Here is a 12,020-nt window from a genome sequence, read left to right as displayed (position 1 = left end):
TTAGGCGAAGGATCTGCGCGGTCCCGACCGATCGGTCATGAACGGTCACAGTTCCTGTGACGTCACCGCCCGAGGGTCAAAGATGCGTCGAGCTGATCCAAGGGGTTCGCCGCGACCCGAGCTTCGATGCCCTCGGCGATCGCGAGAGCAGGCGAACTGTGCGGTTTGCGACTCGCCTGGTCCTTGAAGCATCCGACGAACTCCTCGGCGAGCCCCGCACGCGGCAGCGCCCGGATCACCTCGGAACGCAGCTCGACCGGCCACGCGTTCAGCCTCGCACCCGAGATGTCGAGACTGGTCGCCACGCTCAGCAGGTGACCCTCGGGGTCGGTCTCAGGGCCGACCAGCTCGCTCGCCATGTGGGCGATGATGACCTCCCCGGCCCGCCTTCTCCGCTCGGGCGACCAGACCGCACTGGCGCCGAACACCCAGGCCACCGCCGCGCCGGCGTACTCGAAGCCGACGTCATGGCTGTCGAACTCGCGCACCAGGCCGATGTCGTGCAGGAGGGCGGAGACGTAGAGCAGCTCCTCGTCGAAGGCGATGCCGTTCAGCACGCCGTACGAGGCGGCCCAGACATACGAGCGGAGCGAGTGGTTCAGCAGCGCCGGCGAGCAGAACTCGGTCGCGACCTCACGAGCGGCATGAGCGACTCGGGTCTCGGGGTGCGGCACCTCCGCGAGGACCATCGGCTGCATGTGACCTCCCTGGTCGACTGAGGCGTCCAGTCTCGTCGACGACGACATTCCCGAGACGTCGAAGGAGCGACAACGTTCGTACTTGCGCTGCCAACTCCCCTAGCCGTCGATGGCCTCGGAGACTTCGAGCCAGCGGGTCTCGAGTTCGGCGACGGATGCCTCGAGCCGCTGCAGCTCGTCGCCCAGCACGCCGAGCCCCACGTAGTCGCCCTGGTCGTGCACGGCGAGTCGCTCGTGCAGGCGGGCGATCTCGGCGGTGAGCTTCTCGAGGCGCCGGTCGATCGACGAGATCTCCTTCTCGGCGTTCCGGCGCTCGGCGCCCGTGAGCGCCTCCGACGCGGGTTGAGCAGTCCGCGCGGCTGGCGTCTCGAAACCCGCCGGCCCCGCGGCATCCGTCACCTGGCGCCGCAGTTCGAGGTACTGGTCGACGCCGCGCGGCAGGTCGCGCAGGTGGCCGTCGAGGATGGCGAACTGGCGGTCGGTGACGCGCTCGATGAGGTACCGGTCGTGGCTCACGACGAGCAGCGTGCCCGGCCACGAGTCGAGGAGGTCCTCGATCGCGGCGAGCATGTCGGTGTCGAGGTCGTTCGTCGGCTCGTCGAGAATGAGCACGTTCGGCTCCTGCAGCAGGATGAGCAGCAACTGCAGCCGCCGCTTCTGGCCGCCCGAGAGGTTCTTCACGGGCGTCGAGAGCTGCGCGCTCGTGAAGCCCAGCCGTTCGAGCAGCTGCCCGGGCGTGAGTTCCTTGTCGCCCATCTTGTACGCGGTGCGCTGCTCGGCGACGACCGCGCTCACGCGCTCGTCGGCCCACTCGGCCAGCTCGGCGAGCTCCTGGCTGAGGGTCGCGATCTTGACGGTCTTGCCGCGCTTCACACGTCCGGTGGTCGGTTGCACGGCGCCCGTGACCAGCCCGAGGAGCGTCGACTTGCCCGCGCCGTTCACGCCGAGGATGCCGGTGCGCTCCCCCGGCGCGATACGCCACTCGAGGTCGTGCAGCACGGTGCGCTCGGTCGGAGCGCCGGGCGCGGCATCCTGAACCGGGTAGACCACCGAGACGTCGATGAGGTCGACCACATCCTTGCCGAGCCGCGACACCGCGAGCCGGTTGAGCTCGACCGGGTTGCGCAGCGGCGGCTCGTTCTCGATGAGCTGGTTCGCGGCCTCGATGCGGAACTTCGGCTTCGACGTGCGGGCGGGGGCGCCCCGGCGCAGCCACGCGAGCTCCTTGCGCATGAGGTTCTGGCGTTTGGCCTCGGATGCCGCGGCCATCCGGTCGCGCTCGACCCGCTGCAGCACGTACGCCGCGTAGCCGCCCTCGAACGGCTCGACGATGCCGTCGTGCACCTCCCACGTGTCGGTGCAGACCTCGTCGAGGAACCACCGGTCGTGCGTCACGACGACGAGCGCGCCGGCATCCGTCGACCACCGCGACTTCAGGTGCCGGGCGAGCCAGGCGATGCCCTCGACGTCGAGGTGGTTGGTGGGCTCGTCGAGGAACACCACGTCCCAGTCGCCGACCAGCAGCGCCGCGAGCCCCACCCGACGCCGTTGCCCGCCCGAGAGGGCGCCGATCTGGCCGTGCCACGGGACATCCGCCAGCAGCCCGCCGATGACGTCGCGCACCTTCGGGTCGCCGGCCCAGACGTGCTCCTCGATGCCGCCGACGACCGACTCGGACACGGTCATGCCGGGGTCGACGACGTCGGCCTGGTCGAGCATGCCGATCCGGATGCCGCGGCGGCGCGTGACCCGCCCGGCGTCGGGCGCGAGGCGGCCCGCGAGGAGCTTCAGCAGCGTCGACTTGCCGTCGCCGTTGCGGCCGACGACGCCGATGCGGTCGCCCTCGTCGATGCCGAGGGTGACCTCGTCGAAGACGGTGCGCGTCGGGAACTCGAGGTGCAGGCGCTCGGCGCCGAGGAGGTGTGCCATGTCCCACCGAGCCTAGCCGCCACGCCTGCTCGCCCACTCCGCGGGGTCAAGCCCCGCGGCCGCCGCGCCGGGAATCGCGCCCGCCGAGTCGATGCCATTCGCACCGTTGGCCGCATCAGACAGTGCGGATGGCATCAACTCGCCTCCCTGTTGCCAGCCGCGAGCCCGTAGCCGAGCCCTCACCCGATCCCGCATCGCCACGGAGTCCCGTACTTCTCCGTCTGCGCTCACGTCGTCCGACGTCACTTGCACGATCGTCCAGTCGATGTCGGCGAGCATCTCCAGGCGACGGATGTCTCGCCGGAACTGCTCTGCCGGGCGGTGCAGGTCGCTTTGGTACTCGAGCCCACCCGGTATGCCGGATACGCCAGATCGATCATCGCGACGAGGGATCCGTCGCCATCCAGCACCCGATGGTTGCATTCGGGTTCCGGAAGGCCGCCGCGCACGAGGTCGAGACGGAGCAGTGACTCCCGACGCGACAGCGGGCCCCACCGCGCCAGCTCCAGCGCTTGGCGTAACCGCGGGGCACCGCGGCATCCGGGATGCCGCTCGATGGCCGCCGCGAGCTCGTCGCGCGTGCAGCGCGGCGCGCGACCATCGAATGGCTGGGATCCAGTGAGCAGGAAATCGGCGGCGGCGACGAGGTCGTCGAGGGAGAGTCGGGCCGCGCATTGCACCCATGCGCTCGCGGGATCGACGACCCGGAGACCAGCGTGCACATGGACGGCGGCTCGGTCGAGGCTGAGGACGTGGCCGGTGACCCCGCGTGCGGTGGGAGGAGCCGAACCTCGCGGCACCGAGACGTGGAGCGTCGGCGCGGGCCCCGCGGCCGCGCCTGAGAGCGGAGACATCCCGGCGGATGCCGGCAACGGGATGCCCCAGAGCGCGGCAGCCGTCTCATGGCTGAACACCTGACGCCGCGGCATCCGCTTGGCATAGGCCTCGGCGAGAGCGCGCACAGACGTATCGGAGGCCGCTGGTCGAAGGACGCCGTGGAACGGATGCTCGAGATCGTCAGCCATGAGTCGGCGCCAGTGCACGCCTCGTCGGTCGGCCTCGCGGCGGGTGAACGACTTCGCGGTACGGAGACTCCATGGGAGTTCCTGCGATGGTGACATCCGATCAGGCTGCAGCCGACGGATGCCGCGGGTGCGAGGTTCTCCACAGGCAGTGATCGGCTGCGATCGAGTTGAGGTCGAATGCACCGGATGTCCCGTCGTGCGGTGCAGTTGCCATGAACTCGACCTTCGTTCGCGCTCCAAGCCTCGCGCGCGCGCTCGCTCAGGGCCGCGACGGGAACGCCCGCGCGAAGGCGAGCACCGAGCGTCGATCCGCCCCGTCGTCGGGGATCTCGCGCCGACGCCAGCGGAGCAGCAGTTCGTCGACTTCCCGGCCGAACTGGGCGAGCTCGTCGGCGCTCAGCCGCAACCAGTAGTGCCCCGACATGGCCGCGTCGTCCCACGGCGGCTCGGCCGAGTCCAGGAACGCCCGCGCCCGCTCGACCTGGCGGGCAAGCATCACGGCGTCCGCTACGGCTGCCGCCGACTCCGCGGCCGGGCGATCGCGGAACTGCCCGGCCGACCAGCGCATGCCGCGGCTGACGAGCTTCCAACGACGCTGGCGCAGATCCGACGGATCCTGCGGCGCGCGTTCGACGAGCCCCGCCTCGGCGAGCACCCGCAGGTGATGCGAGGCGCTGCCTGTGGCGACCCCCAGCACGTCGGCCAGTGCACCGGTCGTCGACGGCCCATCGACCGCGAGGGCGTCCATGATGCGTGCCCGGTCGGGGTGCGCGAGCGCCGCGAGGGCGCGCACCTCGTCGAGCGTGCGCACATCGCCAGGTGCTCCGTCACTGCTCATGTCAGGAAGCCTATCGGCTCCGCAAGCGTATTTGCGCAAATCTGCTTGCCGAACTATGGTCGGCTTGTGACCACCGACATGCCCACGACGGTCCTCGGGCGAACCGGCATGACCGTCTCCCGCTTCGCGCTCGGCGCCATGATGTTCGGCGCGGCCGGCAACCCCGATCACGACGACTGCGTGCGCATCATCCACACCGCGCTCGACCGCGGGATCAACTTCGTCGACACGGCCGACATGTACTCCGCCGGTGAGTCCGAGGTCATCGTCGGCAAGGCCCTGCGCGGCCGCCGCGACGACGTGATCCTCGCGACCAAGGGCCACTTCGCGCTCGGGGAGGGCGTCAACCGGAGCGGCAACTCCCGGCGACACCTGCTGCGCGCCGTCGACGCCAGCCTGAGCCGCCTCGGCACGGACTGGATCGACCTCTACCAGGTGCACCGTCCCGACCTCGACACCGATCTCGAGGAGACGCTCGGCGTGCTCACCGACCTCGTGCGCGCCGGCAAGATCCGGGCGTTCGGATCCTCGACGTTCCCGGCGCATGAGGTCGTCGATTCGCACCGGGTCGCCGAGGCCCGTGGCCTCATGCGGTTCCGCACCGAGCAGCCGCCGTACAACCTCCTCGCACGCGGCATCGAGCGCGACGTGCTGCCGGTCGCCGAACGCTGGGGCATGGGTGTGCTGACATGGAGCCCGCTCGCGTTCGGGTTCCTCACCGGCCGCTACCGGCGCGACGCGGTGCCGCCTGCGGCCGAGGGGCGCGCGGCCCTCCGGCCCGCATGGTTCGACCCAGCGGATGCCACCACCGCACGCAAGCTCGACGTCGTCGAGCAACTCGTGCCCATCGCCGACGAACTCGGCGTCTCGCTGCCCGAATTGGCCGTGGCATTCCCGCTGGCACACCGGGCGGTCACCTCGGTGATCGTCGGCCCGCGTACGTTGCCGCAACTCGAGTCACTGCTGCCGGCGGCCGCCCTCGCGCTCGACGACGCCGTGCTCGACCGCATCGACGAGATCGTGCCGCCGGGCACCGACGTCTACGCGCCGAACGGCGCCTTCGACGCACCGCGACTGGCCGACCCCGCCCGGCGCCGGGCGATCAGGCGTAGCTGACGCGCGCGCCGTGCACTGGCCCGTGCACGTGCACGGCGGTGAGGCGCGACGCCGACAGCGCCACCTGCAGATCGATCGCCGAGCCGGCGTCCTCGGCGAGGAACGCGACGGTCGGGCCCGAACCCGACACGATCCCCGCGAGCGCGCCGTGCGTCTCGCCGAGTTCGAGGATGCCGCCGAGCCCCGGCGCCAGGGCGAGGGTCGCCGACTGGAGGTCGTTGTGCAGCGCGTCGGCGAGGCGCCGGGGATCCCCTGCGCGCAGCGCCTGCAGCACCGAGGCGGCGACCACGGGCGGCGCGTCGACGGCGACGGGCCGGGTGTTCTCGGCCCGCTGTCGGTCGAGCTCCCCGTAGACGGCGGGGGTCGAGAGGCCGAACTCGGCGAGCGCGAGCACCCAGTGGAACGACCCGGTCGCGAGGGCGGGGCTCAGGCGGTCGCCACGGCCGGTGCCGATCGCGGTGCCGCCCGACAGTGCGAACGGCACGTCGGCGCCGAGCTTCGCGGCGAGTCCGTGCAACTCCTCCTTCGACAGCGCGGTGCCCCACATGGTGTCGCACGCGATGAGGGTGGCCGCGGCATCCGCCGACCCTCCCCCCATGCCGCCGGCGATGGGCACGTGCTTCTCGATCTCGAGGCGCACGCCGCCGGGCACACCGACCGTGCGGGCGAGCAGCTTCGCCGCCCGGATCGCGAGGTTGGAGGCATCCGTCGGCAGGCCCGAGGTGTCGACGCTGCCCGAGAATCCGACGCTGAACTCGTCATCGGGCCACGCCCGCACCTCTTCGTAGAGCGACACCGCCTGGTAGGCGGTGGCGACGTCGTGATACCCGTCGGATTGCACCGCGCCGACGCGCATGAAGAGATTGATCTTGCCGGGCGCCCGCACGTGAACTGCCTCGTCGGTCGCCGCGATCGTCATGCTGCCACGCTATCCCACGGGGTCGGGCGCTTCCCGGTCACCCCACCGCCTGCAGCCAGTCGCGCAGTTCGGCCTTGATCTCGGCGAGGCGCGTGCCGTCGGTCATCCGTCCCCACGTCAGGCCGATCGACGAGCGTCCGTCGCCGACCGGGCTCGCGCTCGCGAGCACGAACTCGCCGCTCTGGAGTGTGAACCGGGCGGTCGGATGCTTCGCCGTGAGGTTGAGGGCGAGGGGCTCCACGTCGAGCTCGGCGGTGACGACCGCGGCGAGCGCCTGCAGCGCCTCGGCCGGGTCGAGTGCGACCGTACGGCTGACGCTCGCCTCGAACCTCCCGTCCTGCCGTTGGCCGGGTTCGCGGATGCCGCGAGCCTGCTCGTAGGCGACCGTGAGGTGCTGCGCCCACCACGCGTCGACGCCGTGCTCCTCCGCGAGCCATGCGGCGATGTCCTTGTGCCGCCACGTGGCGGCGTCGGCGTCGTCGAGCATCGTGTACCACTGGGAACGCGGCCGTCCCGTCGCCTCGATCACGGTGTCGTCGCTGATGCCCTCGGCGCTGCTCCCCACCGGCGTGTCCATGCGACCACGGTAATGCGGGTGTGCGCGCCTGGGAAGGGTCGAGGAGCCGGCCGGTCCGGTCTGCGGGGCCGGCGCTGTCAGGCCTCGACGTGCGCCGACGCCGACGCCGCGCGAGCGATCGCGAGGAAGTCCGCCACGCGAAGCTCCTCGCCACGCGACTGCGGGTCGATCCCGGCGCGCTCGAGCACGCCGGAGGCCGCGGCCGACGACCCGCCGAGCACGACCGACAGCGACTGGCGCAGCATCTTGCGTCGCTGCTGGAACGCGGCGTCGACGATCGCGAACGTCGCCCGCCGTTCCTCCTCGGTGCCGGGCTCAACGCCGCGTTCGAACCCGACGAGCACCGAGTCGACGTTCGGCACGGGCCAGAACACCATGCGCGAGACCTGTCCGGCGATGCGCCACGTACCGTACCAGGCGGCCTTCACGCTCGGACCGCCGTAGACCTTCGATCCGGGCTCGGCGGCCAGCCGGTGGCCGACCTCGGCCTGCACCATGACGATGCCCGACGTGAGCGACGGGAAGTGCTCGAGCAGGTGCAGGAGCACCGGCACCGAGACGTTGTACGGCAGGTTCGCGACGAGCCGCACGGGCGCGAGCCCCGGCAACTCCGTGACGCGCAACGCGTCGTCGTGCACGACCGTGAGGTGGGTGCCGGGCTGCATGAGGCTCACGGTATGCGGCAGCTGCTCGGCGAGCCGTCCGTCGATCTCGATGGCGGTGACGGATGCCCCCGCCTCGAGCAGCCCGAGCGTGAGCGATCCGAGCCCGGGGCCGATCTCGAGCACGGTCTCACCGGAGCGCACCCCGGCAACCTGCACGATGCGCCGCACGGTGTTGGCGTCGTGCACGAAGTTCTGGCCGAGCTTCTTCGTGGGCGTGACGTCGAGGTGCTCGGCGAGATCGCGGATCTCGGCCGGGCCGAGCAGGCGCGGGGCGCTGTCGACGCCATCGGCCGCATGCCGATGCGCGTTCACCGCGGCGCTCCCTGCAACCCCTCTGCCCCCTGCACGGGCTCATCTTGCCACGGCCCGTACACCGCGACCGTGTTCGACGCGAGCTGTTCGCAGAACTCGTCGAGCGGGGTGCCGAGCAGTTCCGCCATGAACCGCACGGTGTGCGGCACTAGGTAGGGCGCGTTCGGGCGTCCGCGCAGCGGCACAGGCGTGAGGTACGGGGCATCCGTCTCGACGAGGATCCGGTCGCGCGGCGCGACCCTGAGGGCATCGCGCAGGTTCTCGGCGTTCTTGAACGTGACGTTGCCGGCGAACGAGAGGTACCAGCCCTCGGATGCCGCGAGCCGGGCGAGTTCCTCGTCGCCCGAGAAGCAGTGGAACACAGTGCGGTCGGGGCTGCCGACCCGCCGCAGGGTCTCGACGACCTCGTCGTGCGCGTCGCGGTCGTGGATCTGCAGGGCGAGCCCGTGCCGCTTCGCGATGTCGAGGTGCGCCTCGAACGCACGGAACTGCGCGCCGCGCCCCTCGTCGCCCGTGCGGTAGAAGTCGAGTCCGGTCTCGCCGATGGCGCGTACCCGGGGTCGGGCGGCGAGCTCCTCGATCACGGCGAGGGCGTCGTCGAGGGTGCCGGATGCCTCGAGCTCGGGTGCCTCGTTCGGATGCAGCGCCACCGCGGCGAGGAGGCGCGGCTCGCGCTCGGCGACGTCGGCCGACCAGCGACTCGTCGCGACATCCGTGCCCACCTGCACCGCACCGAGGACGCCGACGGATGCCGCGCGCTCGAGGTGCTCGTGCACGTCGATCGGCAGGGCGCCGTCGGCGACCTCGAGGTGCGTGTGGTTGTCGTACACGCCGACGGCGAGGGGTTCGGGCGGCGGCGGGTACTCGGCCGCCCGTCCTGCGTCGGCGCGGGTGCGCAGGTGCTCGCTCAACGACGCCATCCGGTGGTCGAGTAGCGAGCGCCAGCGAGCGTATCGAGACCCGTCACTCCGCGACCTCGACGCGCGGGAAGAGCGCCTCGAGCGGCGACACCCGCTCGCCGATGCTCCACTCGTTCGCACGGTCGATCCGCTGCTCCTCCACCGTGCCGGGTGCACCGAGCGCCGTCCACAGCTTGGCCGTCGCCTTGGGCAGCACCGGCGAGAGCAGTACCGCGAGCGTGCCGAGGCCGTGGTAGGCGGTCGCCAGCACGGTCTCGAGGCGGGCGCGCTGATGCGGGTCCTTGGCGAGCGTCCACGGCTCCTCCACGGTGAGGTACCCGTTGAGTGCGTCGACGAGCTCCCACGTGGAGGAGATCGCCTCGTGCACCGCGAGCCGCCGGATGGCCGACCACGCGGCATCCGTCGCCCGCTGCTCGATGGCCGCGATCTCGTGATCGGCGGCCGAGAGCTCGGCGGCGCTCGGCACGACGCCGTCGCAGTACCGGTTGATCATGGCGATGACACGCGACGCGAGGTTGCCGAAGCCGTTCGCGAGCTCAGCCTGGTAGCGCGCCGAGAGGTCCTCCCACGAGAACGAGCCGTCCTGGCCGAAGTGGATCGCGGAGAGGAAGTAGTACCGGAACGCGTCGGAGCCGAACGTGTCGGTGATCTGCTGCGGGGCGATGCCCGTGAGCTTCGACTTCGACATCTTCTCGCCGCCGACGAGGAGCCAACCGTGGCCGAACACGCCGCGCGGCACGTCGAGGCCGGCCGCCATGAGCATGGCCGGCCAGATCACCGCATGGAACCGCAGGATATCCTTGCCGACGATGTGCTGCGCGGGCCAGCGGCGCGCGAACTCCTCGTCGTCCTGCCCGTAGCCGACCGCGGTGATGTAGTTGAGCAGCGCGTCGAACCACACGTAGACGACGTGCGAGTCGTCCCACGGCACCTTCACGCCCCAGTCGAACGTGGACCGCGAGATCGAGAGGTCGGACAGGCCCGAGCGCACCCAGCCGAGCACCTCGTTGCGAGCCGACTCGGGCTGCACGAAGTCGGGCCGCTCCTCGTAGAGCGCGAGCAGCCGGTCGGCGAACGCCGACGTGCGGAAGAAGTAGTTCTTCTCGTGCAGGAGCTCCACGGGCTTGGAGTGAATGGCGCAGACGAGCTGGCCCTCGTACTCGCCCGCGCCCGCGACGAGTTCGGACTCCTGCTTGTACTCCTCGCAGCCGACGCAGTAGTAGCCCTCGTACTCGCCCGTGTAGATGTGGCCCTCGTCGTAGAGGCGCTGCAGGAACTTCTGCACGTTCTGCTCGTGGCGCTCGTCGGTGGTGCGGATGAAGTCGTCGTTCGCCACGTCGATCGTCTCGAGCAGCGGCTTCCAGGCCTCGGCGACGAGCTTGTCGGCCCACTCCTGCGGCGTCACATCATTGGCCGTCGCGGTGCGGAGGATCTTCTGGCCGTGCTCGTCGGTGCCGGTGAGCATCCACGTGTCCGCACCCGCCTGGCGGTGCCAGCGTGCGAGCACGTCGGTCGCCACCTCCGTGTACGCGTGCCCGATGTGGGGCACGTCGTTCACGTAGAAAATGGGCGTGGTGATATAGAACGAGGAGGCGTCGGCCATACGTGCAATCCTATGGGCGCACGGATGCCCCTGCCGCCGTATGACCCCGTCGCACCGGTCGCCTGCGTCGGCAGGTCACTCCACCGTGACGTCGCGCTCTTCGCGCTCGTGCTCCTCGCGCTCGTGCTCCTCGCGCTCGTGCTCCTCGCGGTGGCGCCGCCGCACGCTGCCGTCGGCCAGCGCGGGCGGGACCGCCTCCTCCACCTCCACGTGCTGGTGCGGCGTGAGCACGCCGAGCGTGACGTCCTGCTCCTTGAGGTCGGGCTCCCGAACGCGCTGGCCCGCGTACTCGACGATGCGAAGGCCGAGCACGATCTTGCCGGGCGCCTCCCGCTTGTCGAGCGCCCGGTACGCGTCCGCGACCGAGTCGAGCGAGAAGACGTCGGCGATCGGAAGGCGGATGCGCCGCGCCGCCGCGAGGGCCGCGACCCTGCCGAGCGCCACCGCGTCGCCCGCCGAGATGCGCACGGCACCGTGTTGGTCGACCGCATCCCAGTCGAAGATCGTGAGGGTGCGCGAGGCCGGAACGCCGAGCGCTTTCGCCTCGCCGACCTCGCCGCCGAGGAAGTCGAGGAACGCGCTGACCGGCTCATTCGTGAGCGCGCGCACGCGGTCGGCGAGTCCCGCCCCGTAGCCGGTGGGGATCACGCCGAACTGCCGCAGGAAGTCGAAGCGCGCTTCGGCGCTGGTGCCGATCACCGTGGCGCCGCGCATGCGCGCGAACTGCGCGGCGAGGCATCCGACCCCGCCGGCGGCCGCGGTGATGACCACCGTGTCGTTCGGGCCGAGGCCCAGGCCTTCGACGGCGTTCCACGCCGTGGTGCCGGCCGTGTACAGCGATCCGGCCACCTCCCACGACAGCCCCGGCGGGCGTGGCATGAGATTCTCCTCGGGCACGACCACGTGCGTCGCCTGCGCGCCGCGTGCGACGAATCCCATGACCTCGTCGCCCCTGCTGAACCGGGACGCGCCGGGCCCGGTCGCGATGACCACGCCGGCAAGGTCGCTGCCCTGCGCCACCGGAAGCTCGACCGGCCATCGATCGCGGTGCTCACCCCGTCGAATCGAGCTCTCGACGGGGTTCAACCCGGTCGCGAACACTTCGACGAGCACCTCACCCTCGCCAGGTTCGGGCGTCGGCACCTCGACGACCTCGAGCGTCTCGGGGCCACCGAATCGGGAGTACTGCACTGCGTGCGCCATGTCGCACCTCCACCAGCATCATCCGCTCCTGTCATTGTCCCCCTTACGGGGGAGAAACGACAGGGGTGGGGTGCTGCGGCGGACCGCCGACAGCGTGTTCAGAGTGTGGCGATCGAGGAACCTTGGGTTCTCGCGGTGGTCGCAACACTTAGCGGGTGGAGAGTGTTGTGGCGAGGTTGGCGTTGGCGTACCGGCCGGAGCTGGTGCAGGAGTGT

General features: G+C 70.9%; 11 protein-coding genes. 1 reads left to right on the top strand and 10 read right to left on the bottom strand.

What is annotated here, in order from left to right; genetic code table 11:
* Positions 1-62: 62 nt before the first annotated feature.
* From AB0K73_RS11870 to AB0K73_RS11855, 4 genes are all read right to left on the bottom strand, one after another.
* The gene (locus AB0K73_RS11870; RefSeq protein WP_360513671.1) at positions 63-698 is read right to left on the bottom strand and encodes an HD domain-containing protein; all 636 of its coding nucleotides are present in this window, start codon (positions 696-698) and stop codon (positions 63-65) included.
* Between the two features lie 99 nt (positions 699-797).
* On the bottom strand, positions 798-2,627 hold the full coding sequence (locus AB0K73_RS11865; protein ID WP_360513673.1) for an ABC-F family ATP-binding cassette domain-containing protein: 1,830 nt from the start codon (positions 2,625-2,627) through the stop codon (positions 798-800).
* Between the two features lie 242 nt (positions 2,628-2,869).
* Positions 2,870-3,748: a hypothetical protein gene (locus tag AB0K73_RS11860; protein WP_360513675.1), complete on the bottom strand. Its 879-nt coding sequence runs from the start codon at positions 3,746-3,748 to the stop codon at positions 2,870-2,872.
* A 163-nt stretch (positions 3,749-3,911) separates the two neighbouring features.
* Positions 3,912-4,490 carry a helix-turn-helix domain-containing protein gene (locus AB0K73_RS11855; RefSeq protein ID WP_360513677.1) on the bottom strand — a complete coding sequence of 193 codons (579 nt, stop codon included), beginning with the start codon at positions 4,488-4,490 and terminating at the stop codon, positions 3,912-3,914.
* Positions 4,491-4,568: 78 nt separating this feature from the next.
* Here AB0K73_RS11855 and AB0K73_RS11850 point away from each other — a divergent pair, with 78 nt between their 5' ends.
* Entirely contained in the window at positions 4,569-5,606 is a 1,038-nt protein-coding gene (locus AB0K73_RS11850; RefSeq protein ID WP_360513719.1) for an aldo/keto reductase, read from the top strand.
* Here the strand turns inward: AB0K73_RS11850 and AB0K73_RS11845 are convergent.
* The 6 genes from AB0K73_RS11845 to AB0K73_RS11820 form a co-directional block, all read right to left on the bottom strand.
* Positions 5,593-6,525, bottom strand: coding sequence for a 4-(cytidine 5'-diphospho)-2-C-methyl-D-erythritol kinase (locus tag AB0K73_RS11845; protein WP_360513679.1), 933 nt, complete (start codon positions 6,523-6,525; stop codon positions 5,593-5,595). The genes AB0K73_RS11850 and AB0K73_RS11845 overlap by 14 nt on opposite strands.
* A gap of 37 nt (positions 6,526-6,562) precedes the next feature.
* Complete coding sequence (locus AB0K73_RS11840) at positions 6,563-7,102, bottom strand: DUF4287 domain-containing protein (protein WP_360513681.1); 540 nt, start codon at positions 7,100-7,102, stop codon at positions 6,563-6,565.
* Between the two features lie 77 nt (positions 7,103-7,179).
* Positions 7,180-8,079: a 16S rRNA (adenine(1518)-N(6)/adenine(1519)-N(6))-dimethyltransferase RsmA gene (gene rsmA, locus AB0K73_RS11835; protein WP_360513683.1), complete on the bottom strand. Its 900-nt coding sequence runs from the start codon at positions 8,077-8,079 to the stop codon at positions 7,180-7,182.
* Entirely contained in the window at positions 8,076-8,999 is a 924-nt protein-coding gene (locus AB0K73_RS11830) for a TatD family hydrolase (RefSeq protein ID WP_360513685.1), read from the bottom strand. The genes rsmA and AB0K73_RS11830 overlap by 4 nt, the downstream gene beginning before the upstream one ends.
* Before the next feature lie 43 nt (positions 9,000-9,042).
* The gene (metG, locus tag AB0K73_RS11825) at positions 9,043-10,602 is read right to left on the bottom strand and encodes a methionine--tRNA ligase (protein ID WP_360513687.1); all 1,560 of its coding nucleotides are present in this window, start codon (positions 10,600-10,602) and stop codon (positions 9,043-9,045) included.
* 75 nt (positions 10,603-10,677) lie between these two features.
* A complete protein-coding gene (locus AB0K73_RS11820; RefSeq protein ID WP_360513689.1) occupies positions 10,678-11,805 on the bottom strand; it encodes an NADP-dependent oxidoreductase in 1,128 nt (375 codons plus the stop codon).
* Positions 11,806-12,020: the final 215 nt, after the last annotated feature.

It is taken from the genome of Agromyces sp. NPDC052230 (assembly GCF_040679595.1).
In the GTDB taxonomy this organism is placed as follows: Bacteria; Actinomycetota; Actinomycetes; order Actinomycetales; family Microbacteriaceae; genus Agromyces.
Note: the sequence above shows the minus strand (reverse complement) of the source record. Positions and strands in the feature narration are given on the sequence as shown.